Source organism: Streptomyces sp. NPDC030245 (genome assembly GCF_055572995.1).
Genome location: NZ_JBVICF010000015.1, coordinates 39,884 through 61,047 on the forward strand (window position 1 = coordinate 39,884; position 21,164 = coordinate 61,047).

Here is a 21,164-nt window from a genome sequence, read left to right on the forward strand (position 1 = left end):
GGACCTCCCCCTCGCGCTGTCCCCGCCCGTCCCGCACGGCCCATTTCCGGCCGCTTCGCGGCCCAGCCTGACCTGGTGATTCAAGTTCTGTCCAAGGTTTGGCCATACTCGGCCGGAAAAAGTGGGCCGTGCGGCGCCCGTTGGGGGGCGGGTGCCGCCTCGACCACCGAGGTCATGGGCGACAGCAGTCCTGGAGGTCATGGGCGGCAGTGGGCGCTACAGGCCCACGTCGCGCCTGCGGAAGTCCTCCAGGGATTCCCGGCGGACCAGCAGCCGCGCGCGGCCGTCGGCCACCGCGACCACGGGCGGACGGCCCACCATGTTGTAGCCGGAGGCCATCGACAGGTGGTACGCCCCGGCGACGGGCACGGCGAGCAGGTCCCCCGGGCGCACGTCGCCGGGGAGTGGGACGTCCGGGGCGAGGACGTCGCCAGCCTCGCAGTGCCGTCCGACGACCGTCGCGGGGGCGGGCTCCGCCGGAGAGCGCCGACCGACCAGCCGGGGCGCGTAGCGCACGCCGTAGAGGGCGGGCCTCGGGTTGTCGCTCATCCCGCCGTCCACGGCGACGAAGGTCTTGCCGCCGGTGCGCTTCACGGCGAGGACCCGGTAGAGCGCGACGCCGGCGGGGCCCGCGATGGCGCGCCCCGGCTCCACGATCAGGCGCGGCACCGGCAGGCCCGCCGCCGCGCAGCTCGCGGTCAGCTCGGCCCGCACCCTGCGGGCGAGCGCGGTGATGTCGAGCGCCTCCTCGTCGGGGCGGTACGCGATGCCGTGGCCGCCCCCGAGATCCAGCTCGGGGAGGGTGACACCGTGCTGGTCCTCGATCCGGGCGAGCAGCCCGACCATGCGGCGCACCGCGGCGAGGAAGGGCTTCTCCGTGGTGATCTGTGAGCCGAGGTGGCAGTGGAGTCCGACCAGCTCCAGCGTGGGCTGGCCGAGGATGCGGGCCACCGCGTGCTGGGCGGAGCCGTCCGCGAGGGACAGGCCGAACTTCTGGTCGTCGGTCCCCGTACGGATCTTGGCGTGGCCGCCGGCCGCGATGCCCGGCACCACCCGGACCAGCACCTTCTGCCGGCTGCCCGGAGGGACGGCCGCGGCCAGACGGGCGATCTCCGAGGCGCTGTCGATGACGATCCTGCCCACGCCGAGCCGGAGGGCGGCGCGCAGGTCGTGCGGGCTCTTCGCGTTGCCGTGCAGGACGATGCGGTCCGCGGGGAAGCCCGTGGTGACGGCGAGCTCCAGCTCACCGGCCGAGCAGACGTCGAGGCCGAGGCCCTCCTCGTCCATCCAGTGCGCCATGGCGCGGCACAGGAACGCCTTCGCGGCGTAGAGGACGTCGCCGTCGGGGAAGGCCTGCCGGTACGTACGGCAGCGGGTGCGTACGTCGTCCTCGTCGATGAGGTACGCGGGGGTGCCGAAGCGCTCGGCGACTTCGGTGAGCGGCACGCCGCCGACGGCGAGGTCGCCGTGGGCGAGCCGGGTGGTGGAGGTGGGCCAGACGGACAGTTCTTCCGCAGCCGGCGCCGAGGCCTGTACCGGCGCTGCGTCGAGCGGGGCTTCGCGGAGGGTGGTCATGACAGCTTCTCTCGTCGTGTCGCGGTCTCGTCGTGTCGCGGTCTCGTCGTGTCGCGTTCTCGTCGTGTCGTCGTCTCGTACCGCCGCTTTTTCGGTCGTCACGTGCTGTCGGAGCGACCGGCGCCGACGAGACTCCTACGCGGGGCCGGGCCACGGCGGACGGCGATCTGCTGCGGCAGGCCGACGGGGTGCGCGGCGAGGCGCGGATCGACGGTGACTTCGCTGACGCCGAGCGGCTCGGTGAGGGACCGCAGCGCCGGTTCGGAGAGCCTGATCCAGGCCTGCCGGTCCCCGAGTGCGGCGCTCAGGCGGTGCGCAGTCGTGAAGGCGACGGCGGTGCGCCCGCCGACGGGTGTGCGGAACAGGCGGGCGACGCAGCCCGCGGGTCCCGGCCGGACGGGGACGAACAGCGGTCCGGCCGGGCCCGGTTCACAGGGCTCGGGGTCCTCGCCGCACGGGAGCTCGGCCATGGGTACCTCCAGTGGAGACAGCAGGGATGCTGAGGAAGAGCCGCGGGCCCGTTCGGTGCTCCGCGGCACACGACGACGTTATGCCCGGCGCGGGGCGGCGACCGAGCGCTCATGACGCGACGTTGACGCTTGTGCGTCCACCCCTGACGCGACGCTGGCGCGCGGCCCGTCCCTCCCGTCAGGGCGACGGCAAAGCTGCGGACCGCTCTTGCGGTCCGCGCGTGCGGACCAGTTGGATGACCCACGGAACGGGAACCCGGCGCCGGGACACCCGGCCCCCGGTCACGGCCCGGCTGTCGCCCGGCGCCCCGTTTCACTCGAAGGTTTCACTCCGGAGGAGCCCCGATGATCCAGCTCGCCCCGCACCATCTGCCCGCCGTGCCCCGCTGGTTCGCCCCCGGGGCCCCCGGGCCCGCCGCCCTGCCCGAGCACGTCACGGCGACCGGTGTCGGCAGCTGGTGGGCGGACCGCGCCCTGGACCCGCGGACCGTGGCGGTCTCGTGCGCCGGCCACGTGCTGCTGAGCGGTGACCCCGGCAGTGTCGCGCCCGAGCTGCTGGCTCCCTTCGCGCACAGCCATGTCGAGGCCCCGGCCCGTTTCCTGCCGGTCCTGGGCAGCGCCTTCGACCGCGTCGTACCGGACGAACGCATGGTGTACATCCACCGCGAACCGGTGGAGCCGCCCCGTCCGCCGCGGGGTGTGACCGTCCGCCGGCTGACGCCCGCGGACGCGCCCGCGCTCGCCGACCTCTCCGCCGACTCGTCGTGGATACATGAGAGTTGGGGCGGGCCCGAGGGCCTGGCTGCCTCCGGGCACGCCTGGGCCGCGGTCGACCGCGACGGCCGGGTCGCCGCCGTGGCCTGCGGCTACTTCACCGGACAGGCGTACGAGGACGTGGCCGTGCTGACCGCGCCCGAGCGCCGCCGTGAGCGCCTCGCCCTCGCCTGCGTCACCGCCCTGTGCGCGGACATCACCGCGCGCGGCCGCACCGCGAGCTGGTCCTGCGGCCGCGAGAACCGCCCCAGCCGCCTGCTGGCCTGGACTGCGGGCTTCCGGCTGCGGCGCGAGTACGTGCAGTACGTCACCGGAAAGCCCGTGGCCCCGCCCCGGCACGCCGCACAGGTGCCCGCCTGACACGGCAGGCGGCAGGTGTCCGGCAAGCAATAGCCGTCCGCTCGTTCGAGATCAAGAGCGATCAGAAGAGGGCAAGGTCACAGCCTTCGGTGGCACCGCGTGCCATGGGTTGCGCCCTAGCATCGGGGCATGACGGTCCTGCCTGACGACGGGCTTTCCCTGGCCGCCGAGTTCCCTGATGCGACCCATGAGCAGTGGCACCGCCTTGTGGAAGGCGTGCTGCGCAAGTCGGGTAAGGACGCATCGGGCACGGCCGCAGAGGAAGCGCTGTCCACCACCCTTGAGGACGGGCTCACCACCCGCCCCCTGTACACCGCGCGCGACGCCGCGCCCGATGCCGGTTTCCCCGGCTTCGCCCCTTTCGTCAGGGGTTCCGTTCCCGAGGGCAATACCCCGGGCGGCTGGGACGTCCGGCAGCGGTACGCGAGCGCGGACCCCGCGCGGACCAATGAAGCGGTCCTCACCGACCTGGAGAACGGCGTCATCTCCCTCTGGCTGACGCTGGGCTCCGCCGGTCTTCCGGTCACCGGCCTGGAGCGGGCGCTCGACGGCGTCTACCTCGACCTGGTGCCCGTCGCGCTCGACGCGGGCAGCGAGTCCGTGACCGCCGCACGGGAGTTGCTGCGCCTGTACGAGGCCGCGGGCGTGGCCGACGACGCGGTGCGCGGCACGCTCGGCGCCGACCCGCTCGGGCACGAGGCCCGCACCGGGGAGAAGAGCACCTCGTTCAAGGAGGTCGCCGGACTCGCCCGGGTGTGCGGGGAGCGCCACCCCGGCCTGCGCGCGCTGACCGTGGACGCGCTGCCGTACCACGAGGCGGGCGCCTCCGCCGCGCAGGAGCTCGGCGCCTCGCTCGCCACGGGTGTCGCCTACCTGCGCGCCCTGCACGAAGAGGGCATCGGCGTCGAGGCGGCCTTCGCACAGCTGGAGTTCAGGTTCGCGGCCACCGCCGACCAGTTCCTCACCATCGCCAAGCTGCGGGCCGCGCGCCGCCTCTGGGCGCGCGTCGCCGAGGTGTCCGGGGCTCCGGCCGCCGGGGCGCAGCGGCAGCACGCGGTGACCTCGCCGGTGATGATGACCCGCCGCGACCCGTGGGTGAACATGCTGCGGACCACCGTGGCCTGTCTCGGCGCGGGTGTGGGCGGCGCGGACGCGGTCACGGTCCTGCCGTTCGACCACGAGCTCGGGCTGCCGGACGCGTTCGCGCGCCGCATCGCCCGCAACACGTCGACGATCCTCCTGGAGGAGTCACACCTCGCGCGTGTCATCGACCCGGCGGGCGGCTCCTGGTACGTGGAGCGGCTGACCGACGAACTCGCGCACGCCGCCTGGGACTTCTTCAAGGAGATCGAGCGCGCGGACGGTCAGGTCGCGGCGCTCCGCTCCGGTCTGGTCGGCGACCGGATCGCCGCGACCTGGGCCGAGCGCAAGAAGAAGCTGGCCCGGCGCCGCGAACCGATCACGGGCGTCAGTGAGTTCCCGCTCCTGACGGAGCGTCCGGTCGAGCGCGAGCCCGCTCCCGCCGCCCCGTCCGGTGGTCTGCCCAGGGTGCGCCGCGACGAGGCGTACGAGGAGCTGCGCGGCCGCTCGGACGCGCACCTCGCGGCGACCGGTGCCCGCCCGAAGATCTTCATCGCCGCGCTGGGACCCGCCGCCGCGCACACGGCGCGCGCGACGTTCGCCGCCAACCTCTTCATGGCGGGCGGTGTCGAGCCGGTGCACGACCCGGTGTCGGTGGACGCGGAGACGGCCGCCGAGGCGTTCGCGGCGAGCGGGGCCGCGGTGGCGTGCCTCTGCTCCAGTGACGCGCTCTACGCCGAGCAGGCGGCGGCGGTCGCGCGGGCCCTCAAGTCGGCGGGCGCGCTGCGGGTGTTCCTTGCGGGGCGCGGGGAGTTCGCCGACATCGACGAGTACGTCTTCGCGGGCTGCGACGTGGTCGCGGTGCTCACCTCCACCCTCGACCGCATGGGAGTGGCGTAATGCGGATCCCCGAATTCGACGACATCGAACTGGGCGCGGGCGGCGGCCCGGCCGGCTCGGCGGAGCAGTGGCGCTCGGCCGTGAAGGAGTCGGTCGGCAAGTCCGAGTCCGACCTGCTGTGGGAGACGCCCGAGGGCATCGCGGTGAAGCCGCTGTACACGGGCGCCGACGTCGAGGGCCTGGACTTCCTGGCGACGTACCCGGGCGTGGCGCCGTATCTGCGCGGTCCCTACCCGACGATGTACGTGAACCAGCCGTGGACGATCCGGCAGTACGCGGGGTTCTCCACGGCCGAGGAGTCCAACGCCTTCTACCGCCGCAATCTCGCGGCGGGGCAGAAGGGCCTGTCGGTCGCCTTCGACCTGCCGACCCACCGCGGCTACGACAGCGACCACCCGCGCGTGACCGGTGACGTCGGCATGGCGGGTGTCGCCATCGACTCGATCTACGACATGCGTCAGCTGTTCGACGGGATCCCGCTGGACAGGATGACGGTGTCGATGACGATGAACGGCGCGGTGCTGCCCGTGCTCGCGCTGTACATCGTGGCGGCCGAGGAGCAGGGCGTGCCGCCGGAGAAGCTGGCCGGGACCATTCAGAACGACATCCTCAAGGAGTTCATGGTCCGCAACACCTACATCTATCCGCCGAAGCCCTCGATGCGGATCATCTCCGACATCTTCGCGTACACCTCGCAGAAGATGCCGCGCTACAACTCGATCTCCATCTCCGGCTACCACATCCAGGAGGCGGGTGCGACGGCCGACCTGGAGCTGGCCTACACGCTCGCCGACGGCGTGGAGTACCTGCGGGCCGGCCGGGAGGCGGGCCTGGACGTGGACGCGTTCGCGCCGCGGCTCTCCTTCTTCTGGGCGATCGGCATGAACTTCTTCATGGAGGTCGCCAAGCTCCGCGCGGCGCGGCTGCTCTGGGCGAAGCTGGTGAAGCAGTTCGACCCGAAGAACGCCAAGTCGCTTTCGCTGCGCACCCATTCGCAGACGTCGGGCTGGTCGCTGACCGCGCAGGACGTGTTCAACAACGTCACGCGCACGTGCATCGAGGCGATGGCGGCGACGCAGGGCCACACGCAGTCCCTGCACACGAACGCGCTGGACGAGGCGCTCGCCCTGCCGACCGACTTCTCCGCGCGCATCGCCCGCAACACCCAGCTCCTGATCCAGCAGGAGTCGGGGACGACGCGGACGATCGACCCGTGGGGCGGCAGCGCGTACGTGGAGAAGCTGACGTACGACCTGGCGCGGCGTGCCTGGCAGCACATCGAGGAGGTCGAGGCGGCGGGCGGCATGGCGCAGGCCATCGACGCGGGCATCCCGAAGCTGCGCGTCGAGGAGGCGGCTGCCCGCACGCAGGCCCGCATCGACTCGGGGCGCCAGCCGGTCATCGGCGTCAACAAGTACCGGGTGGATACCGACGAGCAGATCGACGTCCTGAAGGTCGACAACTCCTCGGTGCGTGCCCAGCAGATCGCCAAGCTGAAGCGGCTGCGCGAGGAGCGCGACGAGGCGGCCTGCCGGGACGCGCTGCGCACGCTCACCGCGGCGGCCGAGCGCGGTCCCGGTCGGGGCCTCGAAGGCAATCTGCTGGCGCTCGCGGTCGACGCGGCCCGGGCGAAGGCCACGGTCGGTGAGATCTCCGACGCGTTGGAGAGCGTGTACGGGCGGCACGCGGGTCAGATCCGTACGATCTCCGGTGTGTACCGCACCGAAGCAGGCCACTCCCCGTCCGTCGAGCGCACGCGCGCCCTCGTGGACTCCTTCGACGAGGCCGAGGGGCGCAGGCCGCGCATCCTCGTCGCGAAGATGGGCCAGGACGGGCACGACCGCGGTCAGAAGGTGATCGCGAGCGCCTTCGCCGACCTGGGCTTCGACGTCGACGTCGGCCCGCTGTTCCAGACGCCGGCGGAAGTCGCGCGCCAGGCCGTCGAGGCGGACGTGCACATCGTCGGCGTCTCCTCGCTGGCCGCCGGTCACCTCACCCTCGTACCGGCGCTGCGCGAGGAGCTGGCCGCCGAGGGCCGCGACGACATCATGATCGTCGTGGGCGGCGTCATCCCGCCGCAGGACGTCGAGGCCCTGCACGAGGCGGGCGCCACGGCGGTGTTCCCGCCCGGCACGGTGATCCCGGACGCGGCGCACGACCTGGTGAAGCGACTGGCGGCCGACCTCGGCCACGACCTGTGAGCCGGTGAGCGCCGACCCATGCCTGTGACGATCGACATCGACGCGTATGTGAAGGGCGTCCTCGACGGGAAGCGCGCGTATGTGGCGCGCGCCATCACCCTCGTCGAGTCGACCCGGCCCCAGCACCGGGCCTTGGCGCAGGAGTTGCTGACGGAGCTGCTGCCGCACAGCGGGCGGGCCCGGCGGGTCGGTATCAGCGGGGTGCCGGGGGTGGGCAAGTCCACGTTCATCGACGCGCTCGGGGTGATGCTGACCTCGCTCGGCCACCGGGTCGCGGTACTCGCCGTCGACCCGTCGTCCACCCGCACGGGCGGTTCCATCCTGGGCGACAAGACCAGGATGGAGCGGCTCTCGCTGGACCCCGCCGCCTTCGTACGTCCTTCTCCTTCCGCCGGGACGCTCGGTGGGGTCGCCAAGGCGACGCGGGAGTCGATCGTGGTGATGGAGGCGGCGGGGTACGACGTGGTGCTCGTGGAGACCGTGGGCGTCGGGCAGTCGGAGACGGCGGTCGCGAACATGGTCGACACGTTCCTGCTGCTGACTCTCGCCCGCACGGGCGACCAGCTCCAGGGCATCAAGAAGGGGGTCCTTGAGCTCGCGGACGTCATCGCCGTGAACAAGGCGGACGGGCCGCACGAGCGTGACGCGCGCTCGGCCGCCCGTGAACTCGCGGGCGCCCTCCGTCTCATGCACCCCGCCGACTCGGCGTGGACCCCGCCGGTCCTGACGTGCAGTGCCCGTGAGTCGAGCGGTCTGGACACGCTGTGGGAGCGCGTCGAGCAGCACCGCGCCCTCCTCGACTCGACCGGCCGCCTCGCCGCCAAGCGCCGCGACCAGCAGGTCGACTGGACGTGGTCGATGGTGCGGGACGAGCTGCTCGGCAGGCTGCGCGGCGACGCGGAGGTGCAGCGGGTGGCCCCGGACCTGGAACAGCGCGTCCGCGAAGGTACGTTGACGGCCACGTCGGCCGCCGAGCGGATCCTCGACGCGTTCCGGGCCGACCGCCCCTGACCCCGCCCCCACCCGAACGGAGCCACCCGCACCATGCACGCCACGCCCGACGCACCCGACGACTCCCCTGTGCTGCTCCGCCGCGCGGGACGCGCCGGACACCTCGTCCTGAACCGGCCCCGGGCCATCAACGCCCTGAACCACGCCATGGTGCGGATCATGGCGGACGCCCTCGACGCCTGGGAGCGGGACGAGTCGGTGGCGACGGTGGTCCTCACCGGCGCCGGGGAGCGCGGGCTGTGCGCGGGCGGCGACATCCGTTCCATCCACGACGACGTCCGCGCGGGCCACCCGGCCGCGCCGGCCGCGTTCTGGCGCGACGAGTACCTGCTCAACGCCCGGATCGCCCGCTTCCCGAAGCCGTACGTGGCCGTCATGGACGGAATGGTGATGGGCGGTGGCGTCGGTGTGTCGGCGCACGGGAGCGTGCGGGTGGTCACCGAGCGGTCGCGGGTCGCGATGCCGGAGACCGGCATCGGCTTCGTGCCCGACGTGGGTGGCACGTACCTCCTCACGCGCACGCCCGGGGAGCTCGGCACGCATCTCGCGCTCACCGGCACGGCGGTGGGCGCGGGCGACGCGCTGCTGTGCGGGCTCGCCGACCACTTCGTACCGTCGGAGCGGCTGCCGGAGTTCACGGCGGCGCTCGCCGGTGCGGAGGCGGCCGATGTCGTACGGCAGTACGCGGCCGAGGCCCCCGGCGGCGAGCTGGCAGGGCACCGCGAGTGGATCGATCACTGCTACGCGGCGGACTCCGTCGAGGAGATCGTCGACCGGCTGCACGCCTGCGGCGACCGGCACGCGAAGGAGGCGGCCGAGACGATCCTGGCCAAGTCGCCGACCTCCTTGAAGGTCACGCTGGCGGCGCTGCGCCGGGCCCGTGAACTGCCGTCCCTGGAGGCCGTCCTCGACCAGGAGTACCGCGTCTCCTGTGCCACGCTGGGCTCCCCCGACCTGCCCGAGGGCATCCGGGCCCAGGTCGTCGACAAGGACCGCAGGCCGCGCTGGTCGCCCGCGGAGCTGGCGCGGGTGACGGAGGCGGACGTCGCCCGGTACTTCGAGCCGGCGGGCGGGGACTCGCCGGGCCTCTTCTGACGAGGGCTCGCCACCGCACGGCGGGCCCGCTCTCATGGCGGGTCCGTCTCCGTGACCACGGCGAGCAGCTGGAAAGGCAGCTCCTTGTCCCACTGGGCGACGCCGAGGGCGATCCAGCGACCGTCCACCCGCCACAGGTGCAGATCCGGCACGCAGGAGCTCAAGTGGGCCCACGGCTCCGGTATCTCCTCGCCCATCTCCTCGTCCATCTCCTCGTCCGCGTCGCCGAAGTCCACTGCCACGGCGCGCTCGAACAGGCTCGCCAGGCTGAACCTCTGCGGCGGTCCCCAGCGGTCGGTGAGGAGCACGGTCAGGGCGTCGCGCTCCGCCTCGTACTGCTCCTCGGTGGCCTCGCGGCGGGTGCCGTCGTCCTCCCAGAAGGTGTCGCTCGTCAGTAACTCCGCGATGTGGAACCCGGGTCCGCCGGAACCGCCCGGCGACCTGCCGTGCTCGGCGGGGAAGTCCCGGGAGCGCAGCAGGTCGAGGGTGGCGAGATGCTGTGCGGTGGTCGCGGCGTCCGGACTCATGGCATCGAGACTCATGCCGTCCAGTAAAGCGGGCGCCACTGACAATCAGTCACGCGTCGCGGCGCCGCACCGCCCACTGGCTATCAGTCACGCGTCGCGCCGCCGCACCGCCCACCAGCCGGCGACGAGCGCGGCGGCCGCCCAGGCCGCGCACACCGCGAGCCCGGCCCACGGGCCGAGGCCGCCGGCCGGGTTCTCGTGCAGCACCTGCTGGCCCGCCTTGTCGGGCAGGTAGCCCGCGGCGCCGCCCGCCACGTCGCCGACCACGAAGGAGACGATCAGGGTGAAGGGGATGAGGATGCTCAGGACGGCGACTCCGCTGCGCAGCACGGCCGTCAGGCCGGCGGCGAGGAGTGCCATCAGCGCCAGGTAGACACCGCCGCCGACGCAGGCCCGCACGGCTCCCGGGTGCCCGAGCCCGATCGCGTGGTCCCCCATGAAGGCCTGGCCGGTCAGGAAGGCGGCGAAGGCGGTGGCGACCCCGGCGAGCAGGGCGAGGCCGCCGACGACCGCCATCTTGGCGCCGTAGAAGAGCCCGCGGCGCGGCACGGCGGCGAGCGAGATCCGCAGGGCTCCGCTGGTGTACTCGGCGGAGACGGCGGTGGCGCCAAAGCTGATGGCCGCGATCTGGCCGAAGTTGAGGGCGTAGAAGGCGTCGAACAGCGGCTCGGCGTCCGGGTTGTCCGCCTCGGCCTGGCCGACCGACGCGAAGGCCAGCGCGGTGACGGCGACGGTGACCGCGAACACGGCGAGCAGTGAACCCCAGTTGGACCGCAGGGTCCTGATCTTGATCCATTCGGCGTGGGCCACGGGCAGCACGGTGGTGTTCGGCATGGTCAGGCCTCCTGGCGGGACGTGGCGGTGGTGGCCGCCTTGAACTGGGCCTCGTCGGCGGTCAGCGCGAGGTACGCCTGCTCCAAGGAGGCCTGTTCGTCGGCGAGTTCGAGGACCGGTATGCCGGCGCCCGCGGCGATGGCGCCGATCTCCTCGGCCCTGGCGCCGTCGACGGTCCACCGGCCGTCGACGGCCTCGCCGAGGGTGTAGCCCTTCCCCGACAGGACGCCGCGGAGCCGGTCGGGGTCCGTCGTGCGCACGCGGACCCGCGCGTGGCTGTGCGCCTCGATGAACTCGGGCATGGGGTGGTCCGCGAGGAGCCTGCCGCGGCCGAGGACCACGAGGTGGTCGGCGAAGGTCGCGGTCTCGTTCATGAGGTGGCTGGAGACGAGGACGGTGCGGCCCTCCCGGGCCAGGCGCCGCAGCAACTCGCGGATCCAGATGATGCCTTCGGGGTCGAGGCCGTTGGAGGGCTCGTCCAGCAGCACGACCTCCGGATCGCCCAGGAGCGCCGCCGCGATGCCGAGCCGCTGCCGCATGCCCAGCGAGAACGTCTTGATCCTCTTGTGCGCGACGGACCCGAGCCCCGTCTCGTCGAGGACCTCGTCGGCGCGGGACGCCGGGAGGCGGTTGGTCACCGCGAGGGCGAGGAGGTGGTTGCGGGCGGTGCGGGAGCCGTGGGGCGCCTGGGCGTCGAGGAGCGCCCCGACGTGGCGCAGCGGGTCGGTGAGCTCGGTGTAGTGGCGGCCGCCCACCGTGGCCGTGCCCGAGGTGGGGCGGTCCAGGCCGAGGACCAGGCGCATGGTGGTGGACTTGCCCGCGCCGTTGGGGCCGAGGAATCCGGTGACGCGGCCGGGGCGGACGCTGAACGTGAGGGCGTCCACGGCGCGGGTCGTGCCGTACTCCTTGGTGAGGTCTTGGACGTCGATGCTGGTCATGGGAGTCAGCCTGGCCGCTGTGGACCCTCGCGGTCCTCCCCCGCCCGGGGAGATCGTCTCCCCCGCACGGGGGAGCCGCGCGGCCCGTGTCACCTGGCACGATGGCGCAATGCCCGGCTTGCTGAGACCTCTGACGCGTGCGGTCACCTATACGCGGTGGCTGCACCTCCTCATCGGTTCGGGGGTCGCCTGGGTCTGTGGCGCGATCTACCCGGGGCTCAGCAGCCCCTCGCACACCGACTGGCTGTTCGTGCTGCTCGATCCCGTGCCTTTGATGGTGCTGGCGGCCACGGTTCCCGTCGTGCGGCGGGCGGAGGGCTTGCAGGCCCGGATGATGCTGTTCCCCGGCCCGCACGCGACGGAACGCGACGGCGAGGAGCCGGGCATCTCGGTGGCTCCGTCGGCCTCGTGGCGCGACCGGGGCAGGACCGCGGTCTGGCTCGTGCTGCGCCTGGAGGCCGGCTGCGCCATGGTCCTGATGACAGGACAGCTCATCGGCATGGTCTTCGCGTCGCTCGGTGCGAACGACGAGCCGTCGGACACCGACGGCCTGCTCCTGCCGGTGGTGCGCGGCTGGGCGGCGCTGCCGCTGGGTGTTCTCCTGGTCGTGGCCGAGTTCGCGATGATCGTCGCGATGGGCCGCCTGATGGCCAGGGCCGCGCGCCGTCTCCTCGGCCCCTCCCCCGCGGAACGCCTCGCCGTCCTGGAGGAGCGGACCGAGCAGCTCCTCGAACGCAACCGCATCGCGCGGGAACTGCACGACTCCATCGGTCACGCGCTGACCGTCGCCGTCGTCCAGGCGGGCGCCGCCAGGGCAGCCGCAGACCCGGAGTTCACCGACCGCGCCCTGGAGGCGGTGGAGGAGACGGGCCGGGCCGCGCTGGAGGACCTGGAGCGGGTGCTGCGCGTGCTGCGGGAGGACGGGCGGCCCGCGAGCGCCCGGCCCACGCTCGCCGACGCCGAGCGCCTGCTGGACTCCGCCCGCGCCTCCGGGGCGAAGGTCGACGTCGAGGTGACGGGCCCGGTGGAGCGGGTGCCGGGGCCGGTCTCCCGCGAGGGCTACCGCATGCTCCAGGAGGCGTTGACGAACGTCCTGCGCCACTCGGGTCCGGTGCCGGTACGGCTGCGGATAGCCGTCGACGACGCCCGTCTCGTCCTGGACGTACGCAACGCGCTCCCGCCGGAGCCGACGGGTGTCACCGGACGGGGCGGCAGCGGGCTGCGCGGCATCAGGGAGCGGGCCACGCTGCTCGGCGGGCGTGCCACGACAGGACCGCACGGCGCTGAATGGCAGGTGCACGTCGAGCTGCCCCTGAAGTGATCTACGCTGGCCGGATGCCGGTCACAGTCCTCCTCGTCGACGACGAACCCCTCGTGCGCGCGGGCCTGCGCGCCGTCCTGGAGGCGCAGCCCGACATCCGGGTGGTCGGCGAGGCGGCGGACGGCGCGGCGGTCATCCCCCTCGTCCGCGAACTGCGCCCCGACGTGGTCGCCATGGACGTCCGCATGCCGCTGCTCGACGGCATCGAAGCCACGCGCGCGGTGCTGCGCACGGTGCAGGACCCGCCGAAGATCCTGGTGGTGACGACCTTCGAGAACGACGAGTACGTGTACGAGGCGCTGCGCGCGGGCGCCGACGGGTTTCTGCTGAAGCGGGCCAGGCCCGCGGAGATCGTGCACGCGGTGCGGCTGGTCGCGGAGGGCGAGTCGCTGCTCTTCCCGCAGGCCGTCCGACAGCTCGCCGGCGAGTACGGCGGGGAGCGCGGCAATCCGCAGGCGCGGGCCACGCTGGAGAGGGCGGCGCTGACCGAGCGCGAGGCGGACGTGCTGCGGCTGATGGCACGCGGTCTGTCGAACGCGGAGATTGCCGCCCGTCTGGTCGTCGGCACGGAGACGGTCAAGTCGCATGTCAGTGCCGTGCTCGCGAAGCTGGGCGCGCGGGACCGGACGCAGGCGGTCATCGCCGCGTACGAATCCGGTTTCGTCGCGCCGGGGTGACGGGACCGGTGACGGGATGGGCGACGGAACGGTGGCGGGATGAGGGAGCCGAGCGGTCCGCGGGCGGGCCCGGCACTCGCCGTCGAACCGTCGTGCGAGTACGATCCGGCCATCATGCGCACGAGCTGGAAGGACGGACGTTGGGGCGGCTGACCGGCGGGGACCCCTCTCTGTTGCGGCGGATCAACTCCGCGGTGGTGCTGCACGCGCTGCGCGCCGCGGACTTGGCGACGCTCACGGAGATCACCCGCGTGACCGGGCTCTCCCGGCCCACCGTCGAGGGGGTCGTCGAGGGGCTCATAGAGGCCGGGCTCGTGGTGGAGTCCGCGGCCGACGACGTCGGTGCCAGGCGCCAGGGGCGACCCGCGCGGAAGTTCCGGTTCCGTGCGGAGGCGGGCCATCTGCTCGGGCTGGAGATCGGGCCGCACCGGGTGGCCGCCGTCCTCTCCGATCTGGACGGCAAGGTGCTCGGCACGGCGTCGAAGGGCGTCTCCGAAGTGGCCTCAGCGGACGACCGGCTGGAACGGCTGCGGACCGCCGTCGCCGATCTGCTGCGCCGCGCCGGGATCGCCCGCAGTTCGCTGCGCGCCGTCGGGGTGGGCAGCCCCGGCATCCTGGACGCGGACGGCACGGTGCGGCTGAGCACGGCGCTGCCCGAGTGGACGGGGCTCCAGCTGGGTGAGCGGCTGCGCCGGTCGTTCAAGTGCCCGGTCCTGGTGGAGAACGACGCCAACGCCGCGGCCGTGGCCGAGCACTGGAAGGGCGCGGCGACCGACACGGATGACGTGGTGTTCGTCCTGGCGGGTCTCAGCCCGGGTGCGGGATCGTTGATCGGCGGGCGGCTCCACCGGGGTTACGGCGGCGCCGCGGGTGAGATCGGCGCGCTGCACCTGCTGGGCCGTGAGGTCACTCCGGAGACGCTGCTCTCCACCACGGGCGAACCGCTGCACCCGCTGGACGAGCCGGCCGTCGCCGAGGTCTTCGCCCACGCGCGCGAGGGGGACGAGCGCGCGCAGGCCGCCGTCGAGCGCTTCATCCAGCGGCTCGTGCACGACGTGGCGGCGCTGGTCCTCGCGCTCGATCCGGAGCTGGTCGTGGTGGGCGGCTGGGCGGCGGGCCTGGACGGCGTCCTGGAGCCGCTGCACCGGGAACTGGCGCGCTACTGCCTGCGGCCGCCACGGGTCGCGCTCTCCCTGCTCGGCGAGGCGGCGGTGCCGACCGGCGCGCTGCGGCTGGCGCTCGACCACGTCGAGGAACAGCTCTTCGCCGTCGAGGGGACCGTCACCGCCCGGCGGTGATCTCCAGGTCTCCTCGACGGCGGCCGGACGTCAGGAGGCGTCGCGCTCCGACTCGTGGTGTATCTCCACGCCGCCGGTGTCTCCGAAAGTGAGCCGGCAGGTGTCGGCGCGGTACGTGGCCACGGACACCGCCGCCGTACGCCCCAGGGCGAAGAAGCGGGTCGTCACGACGAGCACCGGCGCTCCGGGCAGGCGGTCGAGCGCCTTGGCGTCGTCGGCGCGGGCGGAGCCGAGCTCGACGGCCCGGTCCTGGCCTTCGAGGCCGTGTCTGGCCAGCTCGCGCAGGACCACACGCGCGCGTGCCGCGCCGGACGGTGCGTCCATGCCGGTCAGTTCGGCGACGGACGTCATGGGCACGTACAGCAGCTCGGCGGCTACCGGCTGGCCGTTCGAGACGCGGGTGCGGCGCACCACGTGCACCTGCTCGTCCGCGGGGACCCCCAGCATGCGGGCCACCTCCGCGGGCGGGGCCGCCGGGGCGCAGTCGGCGGGCTGCCAGGCGTCGCCGACCGCGCCCGGCCAGGTGCCCTGCGCGGAGCCGACGGCCACGCCCATCCGCGGCGGAGCGACAGTCGTACCCACTCCACGGCGGCGCTGCAGTCTGCCTTCGAGTTCCAGCTGTTCCAGTGCCTGCCGGAGCGTGGCGCGGGCGACACCGAAGCGGGCCGCGAGATCGCGCTCGTTCGGCAGGATCTCCCCCACGGCGAATTCGGAGTCGAGCGCCTCACTGAGCACCGTCTTCAGGTGCCAGTACTTCGGCTCCGGCGCCGTTTCGAGCTGCGTGGTCCCCACCCTGTCCTCCGCAATCGCCGTCGACCGGCGGCGTTTTAGCGCCCTTGTTTATTAAAGGTTCCTGCACTATCTCTGCGACCATAGGCCCGCACCCACCCTTGGTCAAGACCAATCCTCGATCCGTTACAGCCTGCACAGGGGTGATGCCACAGAGCATTCATGCGGAGTTCGCACGGGGCCAAGCAGGCGTAATCGGCCACGCGCGCGTGAACGGCGGGCAAAGAGCGCACGATGAAGCCCCCGCCCTGCCGGACGGGGGCTCTGTACTGCGCGAATACGCCCCTGGGGGCACTCCGGGGCCCCGGTTCTACCGAACGAGCGCCGTGAGCTTGTCCGGATTACGGACGATGTAGACGTCCTGGATGCGCCCGTCGGCGACGGCCAACTGGAAGACGCTGTCGGGCTTGCCGTCGACGAGGAGGAACAGGGACTCCGCGCCGTTCACCTCGATGAAGCGGAATTCCACCTCGGCCGCTTCGCCGAGCACCCTGGCCGCGGTGTGGTGCAGGAACCTGCCCACCTTGTCGGCGGTCTCCAGGACACGCAGCGGAGCCTTCGTCTTGCCGCCGCTGTCGCCGACCAGCCGGACGTCGGGCGCGAGGAGGGACATCAGCCCGTCCAGGTCGCCCTCGGTCGCCGCGGCGAGGAACCGTTCGGTCAGGTCGCGGCGCTCGGCGGGGTCCACCTTGTAGCGCGGGCGGCCCGCATCCACGTGCTTGCGGGCCCGCCCGGCGAGCTGGCGCACGGAGGCCTCACTGCGGTCGAGCGTGGCCGCGATCTCGGCGTACGGGAATCCGAAGGCCTCGCGGAGCACGAAGACGGCGCGCTCCAGCGGGGACAGGGACTCCATGACCACGAGGACGGCGAGGGAGACGGACTCGGCGAGCACGGCCCGCTCCGCGGTGTCGGGGACCGTCGGCCCGAACTCGGTGACGCAGGGCTCGGGGAGCCACGGCCCCACGTACGCTTCGCGCCGGGACTGCAAGTGGCGCAGCCGGTCGATGGCGAGCCGGGTGGTGACGCGCACCAGGAAGGCGCGCGGTTCGCGCACTTGGTCGTGGTCGGACGCCGACCATCGGAGCCACGCCTCCTGGACGACGTCCTCCGCGTCGACCACCCGGCCGAGCATGCGGTAGGCCACGCCCATCAGGACAGGTCGGTGCTCTTCGAAGACGTCGGTCATGCTGTCGGTAGCCACCCTCCCATCCCAGCTCACGGGAGTGCGCCTGTCCAGGCGCCGCCTTCTCGGACCGGTACCTCCCGCCGCTGGAACCCGAGCCTCCTGCCTCTTGAACCCGGGCCTACCGAGCGGTAATTGTTGCTGACAACGTGTCTAACGCATTCAGGGGCCGTCGCCCGGCGGCGGGGACAGGAGCAGTCATGGCCACAGAGGTCTCCTTCGGCGTCGCGTCGCCCGACGGCCCGCGCACCGCGACGATCTCCTACGAACGCGCGGGCGCGGGCGAACCGTTGCTGCTGCTCCACGGCATCGGCCACCACCGGCAGGCCTGGGACCCGGTGTTCGAGATCCTGGCCGCCGAGTACGACGTGATCGCGGTGGACCTGCCGGGGTTCGGCCGTTCGCCCGCGCTCCCCGACGGGCTGGCGTACGAGCTGGCCACGATGGTCCCTGCGCTCGGCGCGATGTGCGAAGCGCTGGGGGTGGAGCGTCCGCACGTGGCGGGCAACTCCCTGGGCGGCCTGCTCGCCCTGGAGATGGCCCGCGAGAAGCTGGTCCGCTCCGTCACCGCCCTCTCCCCCGGCGGCTTCTGGTCGCCCGCCGAGCGCCGGTACGCGTTCGCCACGCTGCTCGCCATGCGGCGGGGCGCGCGCCTGCTGCCGGTGCCGGCGATCGAGCGGCTGTCGCGCAGCGCGGCCGGGCGCACGGCGCTCACGAGCACCATCTACGCCCGCCCCTGGCGCCGTTCACCCGAGGCCGTCGTCGCCGAGACGCTCGCGCTGCGCGAGGCCGTGGGCTTCGCGGCGACGCTGACGGCCGGGCGGGACGTCCTCCTCCAGGACGATGTGACGGGCCTGCCGATCACCATCGCCTGGGGCACGCGGGACCGGCTGCTCCTGCGTCGGCAGGGGATCCGCGCCAAGCAGGCCATCCCCGCCGCGCGGCTCGTCCGGCTCCCCGGCTGCGGCCACGTCCCGATGAACGACGACCCGGCCCTCGTCGCCCGCGTCATCCTCGACACCTGCCGCCGCTGACCGGCGCCCGCCGAGCACTCCGGAGCCCAGGGCCACCCCAGCGCCGACGAGCACACTGCCGACGGCCTGGGCCACCCCGTACGTCCCGGTGCCGACCAGAGGGGCGGTGCAGGCCGCCGCGACGGGGATGAGGCCGGAGAAGAGCGTGGCCCGCTCGGCGCCGATGCGCTGGACTCCCGAGTACCAGAGCACGAAGCCGACGACGGTGACGACGACCGCCTGCCACAACAGGGCCGCGCCTTCGGTGCGGTCCGGCCACCGCACGAGACCGCCGCCGTCGACGACGAGCCCGAGCACGGCCGCTTCGACGGCGGCGACGGCGCACACCGTGGCCGCGAGCAGCCGGGGCCCGAGGGGCCGCAGCACGGGGACGGCGAGCACCGCGAAACCGACCTCTCCCAGGAGCGCGCCCACCGAGAAGAGGAGGCCCGCCGCGTCCGTGCGGCCCCAGCCCTGCACGGTGAACGCCCCGGCGGCCACGAGCAGCGCGCCGTGCAGGACCACCCGCTGGGGCGTGCGCCGTTCCATCAGCGGCATCAGGAGGGCGACGACAATGGGGGCGCATCCTACGAAGACACCCGGTACGGCAGGTTCCGCCGACCGCTCCGCGGCGATGATCGCCAGGTTGAAGCCGACCATCCCCACGGCCGCGAGCAGGGCCAGGCGCCCCCACTGGGGACGTGTCAGCCGGCGCAGCGGGGCGGTGCCGCCCTTGCCGAGCCAGGGCAGCAGGAGCAGACAGGCCAGGCCGTAGCGGAGGAACTGGCCACCCGCGTACGGGTAGTCGCCCAGCAGGCTGTTGGCGGTGAAGGAGCCGCCGACGAGGAGACAGGCGAGGGCCGCGAGGAGCGCCCCGCGTGAGGAGTTCGCGTTCATGCCCCGACGCTAGGAAGCGGGGGCGGTCCCTTTTAAGGTCCACTTCTGTGGCCGGTTGCGGGACCACTTCTGCCACCGCCCCATGGAACGCCTTCATCAACAGCCCTCCCGAAGAGGTGCATCGCACTGACGCCAGAAATCCCCCGGACCCCACAGGGTGCCGACGACGACCGTGCACGGTGGAGCGCCGCCTGGGAGCTGCTGCTGCCCACCGCGGCCGCCCCCGCGCGCAGCCGCGGCCGCAGCCTGGCGTCGGCCCTGCGCGAGGCCGTCAGATCGGGGCGGCTCACGGCGGGGACCCGGCTGCCCTCCAGCCGCGAGCTCGCCGCCGACCTGGGTGTCTCCCGCGGCCTGGTCACGGAGGCGTACGAGCAGTTGACGGCCGAGGGCTATCTGCGCAGCGGGCGCGGGGCGGGGACGTGGGTGGGCGACGCGGTGCGGGCCGCCGCGCCGGCGGTCCGTGACCTCGCGCCGCGGGACGGCCACGCGCGCGTGGACTTCCTGCCCGGTGTCCCGGACCTGTCCCTCTTCCCGCGCTCCGCGTGGTCCGCCGCCCACCGCCAGGTGCTCGCCGAACTGCCGCACCACGTGCTGGGCTACCCGGATCCGCGCGGCCTGCCGAGGCTGCGCAGGGTCCTCGCGGACCTCCTGGCCCGGCGCCGCGGCGTGGTCGCCGACCCGGAGCGCGTCATCGTCTGCTCCGGAGTGGCCCAGGCCATGACCCTGCTGGCGCTGGCGCTCCGTGCGCGGGGGCACACGGCGATCGGCGTCGAGGACCCCGGCAGCCCCGAGCACGCCACGCTGCTCGCCGCGGCGGGCGTCACGCCGGTGGGTATACCGGTGGACGACGAGGGCGCGGATCCCGCGGCGCTGCGGGAGCGGGGGGTACGCGCGGTCGTCACCACGCCCGCCCACCAGTTCCCCTCGGGCATCGGCTACTCCGCCGGGCGCCGCACCGAACTCCTGGAGTGGGCACGGTCCGCCGACGGGCTGATCGTCGAGGACGACTACGACGGGGACTTCCGTTACGACCGCGCCCCGGTGGGCGCCCTGCAAGGACTCGACCCCGAACACGTCGCGTACACCGGGTCGGTGAGCAAATCGCTCGCTCCGGGGCTGCGGCTCGGCTGGCTGCTGGTGCCGGACGGGCTCGCCGCCGAGGTCGTCGAGCGCAAGCGGGTGATGGACCTGGGCAACCCTTCCCTCGACCAGGAGCTCCTCGCCCGGTTCGTGGAACGGGGCGACTACGACAGGCAGTTGCGTCGCTGCCAGCGCGCCTACCGGGAGCGCCGGGACGCCCTGGTGGCCGCCCTGCACGAGCACTTCCCCGGCGCGCGGGTCACCGGCATCTCCGCCGGTCTGCATGTCATCGCCCGGCTGCCGGGCCGCTGGGGGCCGCAGGACGCCTTCCTGGCACGGGCGGGGGCGGCCGGCGTCGCGGTCCGGCCCCTGAGCGACTACAGCATGCCGACGCCCGTCCCCGTCGACGGAGTCCCTGAACGCACCGCCGACGGCGTCCACTTGGTCCTCGGCTACGCGCACCTCTCACCGGCCCGGATCACCGACGGGGTACGCCTCCTGGCGGAGGCGGTCGGGACGGCTCAGGACCCCGGGGAGTTGGACCACGCGCGCGTGCAGAGCACCAAGCGGTAGCCGTCCGGGTCCTCGACGGTGACGCCCCACTCGTTCCAGTAGGGGTTGGGCGACAGGACCCGCTTTCCGCCCCGCTGTTCAAGGCGCGCCACCAGTTCCTCGGGAACCTCCCCGTCGACGTACACGACGAGCAGATCCTCCTCGGTCGGGTTCGGCTCGACGGGAGCGGCCGCCTCGTGGACCAGTTCGAGGTGCCAGGAAGCGTCGGGCCACCCCACCATGAGCAGGTCGTGCTCGCCGGGGGCGCCACCGCCCTCCGCCCGGTACACCACGCTCAGCCCCAGCCCGTCGACCCAGAAGCGCTCGGCGGCCGCCAGGGCGCGGGACGGACGGGCGACGCGGATGTGGCTCTGACCGTTGACCGGCACGGGACTCCCCCTTCGCTGCGGCACGCCCGGTGACGTGCTCAGGTGCCGAGCGTAGGCAGTCGTGGATCTTGCGGCCATCGGTCGTACGTCCCCGGCCGCCCGTCCCCATGCCGTACGACCGCGGCCCTAGGCCCCTGTCTCCTGGCCCCCTGTCCCCCAGACCCCTGGGCCGCGCCCCGGCCTGCCCCGTTCCGTGCCGG

18 protein-coding genes and 1 pseudogene are annotated in these 21,164 nt (G+C 73.3%); 10 read left to right on the forward strand and 9 right to left on the reverse strand.

Features of this window, described 5'->3' with window-relative positions:
• Positions 1-216 precede the first annotated feature (216 nt).
• Both lysA and ACZ4Z4_RS33130 read right to left on the reverse strand, forming a co-directional pair.
• Positions 217-1,575 carry a diaminopimelate decarboxylase gene (lysA, locus tag ACZ4Z4_RS33125; RefSeq protein ID WP_468335707.1) on the reverse strand — a complete coding sequence of 453 codons (1,359 nt, stop codon included), beginning with the start codon at positions 1,573-1,575 and terminating at the stop codon, positions 217-219.
• 98 nt (positions 1,576-1,673) lie between these two features.
• Positions 1,674-2,045 (reverse strand): SAV_915 family protein, encoded by a 372-nt coding sequence (locus ACZ4Z4_RS33130; protein ID WP_468335710.1) that lies wholly within the window; start codon positions 2,043-2,045, stop codon positions 1,674-1,676.
• A 345-nt stretch (positions 2,046-2,390) separates the two neighbouring features.
• Here ACZ4Z4_RS33130 and ACZ4Z4_RS33135 point away from each other — a divergent pair, with 345 nt between their 5' ends.
• From ACZ4Z4_RS33135 to ACZ4Z4_RS33155, 5 genes are all read left to right on the forward strand, one after another.
• Positions 2,391-3,179 carry a GNAT family N-acetyltransferase gene (locus ACZ4Z4_RS33135; RefSeq protein WP_468335715.1) on the forward strand — a complete coding sequence of 263 codons (789 nt, stop codon included), beginning with the start codon at positions 2,391-2,393 and terminating at the stop codon, positions 3,177-3,179.
• Positions 3,180-3,308: 129 nt separating this feature from the next.
• On the forward strand, positions 3,309-5,159 hold the full coding sequence (gene mutA / locus ACZ4Z4_RS33140; protein WP_468335718.1) for a methylmalonyl-CoA mutase small subunit: 1,851 nt from the start codon (positions 3,309-3,311) through the stop codon (positions 5,157-5,159).
• Positions 5,159-7,360 (forward strand): methylmalonyl-CoA mutase, encoded by a 2,202-nt coding sequence (scpA, locus tag ACZ4Z4_RS33145; protein WP_468335721.1) that lies wholly within the window; start codon positions 5,159-5,161, stop codon positions 7,358-7,360. Before mutA ends, scpA begins: the two co-directional genes overlap by 1 nt.
• A gap of 18 nt (positions 7,361-7,378) precedes the next feature.
• Entirely contained in the window at positions 7,379-8,371 is a 993-nt protein-coding gene (gene meaB / locus ACZ4Z4_RS33150; protein ID WP_468335724.1) for a methylmalonyl Co-A mutase-associated GTPase MeaB, read from the forward strand.
• 33 nt (positions 8,372-8,404) lie between these two features.
• Positions 8,405-9,466: an enoyl-CoA hydratase/isomerase family protein gene (locus tag ACZ4Z4_RS33155; protein ID WP_468335726.1), complete on the forward strand. Its 1,062-nt coding sequence runs from the start codon at positions 8,405-8,407 to the stop codon at positions 9,464-9,466.
• Between the two features lie 32 nt (positions 9,467-9,498).
• On the opposite strand, the gene ACZ4Z4_RS33160 is transcribed toward ACZ4Z4_RS33155, so the two are convergent.
• From ACZ4Z4_RS33160 to ACZ4Z4_RS33170, 3 genes are all read right to left on the reverse strand, one after another.
• The gene (locus ACZ4Z4_RS33160; RefSeq protein ID WP_468335728.1) at positions 9,499-10,008 is read right to left on the reverse strand and encodes a hypothetical protein; all 510 of its coding nucleotides are present in this window, start codon (positions 10,006-10,008) and stop codon (positions 9,499-9,501) included.
• 72 nt (positions 10,009-10,080) lie between these two features.
• Positions 10,081-10,827: an ABC transporter permease gene (locus tag ACZ4Z4_RS33165; protein WP_468335730.1), complete on the reverse strand. Its 747-nt coding sequence runs from the start codon at positions 10,825-10,827 to the stop codon at positions 10,081-10,083.
• Between the two features lie 2 nt (positions 10,828-10,829).
• Positions 10,830-11,765, reverse strand: coding sequence for an ABC transporter ATP-binding protein (locus tag ACZ4Z4_RS33170; protein WP_468335733.1), 936 nt, complete (start codon positions 11,763-11,765; stop codon positions 10,830-10,832).
• 109 nt (positions 11,766-11,874) lie between these two features.
• Here ACZ4Z4_RS33170 and ACZ4Z4_RS33175 point away from each other — a divergent pair, with 109 nt between their 5' ends.
• The 3 genes from ACZ4Z4_RS33175 to ACZ4Z4_RS33185 all read left to right on the forward strand — a co-directional run bounded on the left by ACZ4Z4_RS33175 (position 11,875) and on the right by ACZ4Z4_RS33185 (position 15,061).
• Positions 11,875-13,086 (forward strand): sensor histidine kinase, encoded by a 1,212-nt coding sequence (locus ACZ4Z4_RS33175; RefSeq protein WP_468335736.1) that lies wholly within the window; start codon positions 11,875-11,877, stop codon positions 13,084-13,086.
• A gap of 14 nt (positions 13,087-13,100) precedes the next feature.
• Positions 13,101-13,763: a response regulator gene (locus tag ACZ4Z4_RS33180; protein WP_468335739.1), complete on the forward strand. Its 663-nt coding sequence runs from the start codon at positions 13,101-13,103 to the stop codon at positions 13,761-13,763.
• A 140-nt stretch (positions 13,764-13,903) separates the two neighbouring features.
• A complete protein-coding gene (locus ACZ4Z4_RS33185) occupies positions 13,904-15,061 on the forward strand; it encodes an ROK family transcriptional regulator (protein WP_468335742.1) in 1,158 nt (385 codons plus the stop codon).
• Positions 15,062-15,091: 30 nt separating this feature from the next.
• Here the strand turns inward: ACZ4Z4_RS33185 and ACZ4Z4_RS33190 are convergent, their stop codons facing one another.
• Positions 15,092-15,853 carry a GntR family transcriptional regulator gene (locus ACZ4Z4_RS33190; RefSeq protein ID WP_468335745.1) on the reverse strand — a complete coding sequence of 254 codons (762 nt, stop codon included), beginning with the start codon at positions 15,851-15,853 and terminating at the stop codon, positions 15,092-15,094.
• A 307-nt stretch (positions 15,854-16,160) separates the two neighbouring features.
• Entirely contained in the window at positions 16,161-17,051 is an 891-nt protein-coding gene (locus ACZ4Z4_RS33195) for an RNA polymerase sigma-70 factor (RefSeq protein WP_468335748.1), read from the reverse strand.
• A gap of 182 nt (positions 17,052-17,233) precedes the next feature.
• On the opposite strand from ACZ4Z4_RS33195, the gene ACZ4Z4_RS33200 reads away from it, so the two are divergent.
• The gene (locus ACZ4Z4_RS33200; protein ID WP_468335751.1) at positions 17,234-18,067 is read left to right on the forward strand and encodes an alpha/beta fold hydrolase; all 834 of its coding nucleotides are present in this window, start codon (positions 17,234-17,236) and stop codon (positions 18,065-18,067) included.
• Between the two features lie 87 nt (positions 18,068-18,154).
• Here the strand turns inward: ACZ4Z4_RS33200 and ACZ4Z4_RS33205 are convergent.
• Positions 18,155-18,943, reverse strand: a pseudogene (locus tag ACZ4Z4_RS33205) (EamA family transporter); the annotation flags it as partial.
• Positions 18,944-19,069: 126 nt separating this feature from the next.
• Between ACZ4Z4_RS33205 and pdxR the strand changes: the two are divergent.
• Entirely contained in the window at positions 19,070-20,596 is a 1,527-nt protein-coding gene (gene pdxR, locus ACZ4Z4_RS33210) for a MocR-like pyridoxine biosynthesis transcription factor PdxR (protein ID WP_468336236.1), read from the forward strand.
• Here the strand turns inward: pdxR and ACZ4Z4_RS33215 are convergent.
• The gene (locus ACZ4Z4_RS33215; RefSeq protein WP_468335754.1) at positions 20,545-20,964 is read right to left on the reverse strand and encodes a VOC family protein; all 420 of its coding nucleotides are present in this window, start codon (positions 20,962-20,964) and stop codon (positions 20,545-20,547) included. The two genes, pdxR and ACZ4Z4_RS33215, sit on opposite strands and share 52 nt — an antisense overlap.
• Between the last annotated feature and the right edge of the window lie 200 nt (positions 20,965-21,164).

Excerpts from the sequence above, each read along its gene's own strand:
- ACZ4Z4_RS33165 (WP_468335730.1), bottom strand. The coding sequence starts at position 10,827 with ATGCCGAACACCACCGTGCTGCCCGTGGCCCACGCCGAATGGATCAAG.
- ACZ4Z4_RS33170 (WP_468335733.1), bottom strand. The coding sequence starts at position 11,765 with ATGACCAGCATCGACGTCCAAGACCTCACCAAGGAGTACGGCACGACC.
- scpA (WP_468335721.1), top strand. The coding sequence starts at position 5,159 with ATGCGGATCCCCGAATTCGACGACATCGAACTGGGCGCGGGCGGCGGC.
- ACZ4Z4_RS33130 (WP_468335710.1), bottom strand. The coding sequence starts at position 2,045 with ATGGCCGAGCTCCCGTGCGGCGAGGACCCCGAGCCCTGTGAACCGGGC.
- meaB (WP_468335724.1), top strand. The coding sequence starts at position 7,379 with ATGCCTGTGACGATCGACATCGACGCGTATGTGAAGGGCGTCCTCGAC.
- ACZ4Z4_RS33160 (WP_468335728.1), bottom strand. The coding sequence starts at position 10,008 with ATGAGTCTCGATGCCATGAGTCCGGACGCCGCGACCACCGCACAGCAT.
- ACZ4Z4_RS33175 (WP_468335736.1), top strand. The coding sequence starts at position 11,875 with ATGCCCGGCTTGCTGAGACCTCTGACGCGTGCGGTCACCTATACGCGG.
- lysA (WP_468335707.1), bottom strand. The coding sequence starts at position 1,575 with ATGACCACCCTCCGCGAAGCCCCGCTCGACGCAGCGCCGGTACAGGCC.
- ACZ4Z4_RS33200 (WP_468335751.1), top strand. The coding sequence starts at position 17,234 with ATGGCCACAGAGGTCTCCTTCGGCGTCGCGTCGCCCGACGGCCCGCGC.
- ACZ4Z4_RS33180 (WP_468335739.1), top strand. The coding sequence starts at position 13,101 with ATGCCGGTCACAGTCCTCCTCGTCGACGACGAACCCCTCGTGCGCGCG.
- mutA (WP_468335718.1), top strand. The coding sequence starts at position 3,309 with ATGACGGTCCTGCCTGACGACGGGCTTTCCCTGGCCGCCGAGTTCCCT.
- ACZ4Z4_RS33155 (WP_468335726.1), top strand. The coding sequence starts at position 8,405 with ATGCACGCCACGCCCGACGCACCCGACGACTCCCCTGTGCTGCTCCGC.
- ACZ4Z4_RS33135 (WP_468335715.1), top strand. The coding sequence starts at position 2,391 with ATGATCCAGCTCGCCCCGCACCATCTGCCCGCCGTGCCCCGCTGGTTC.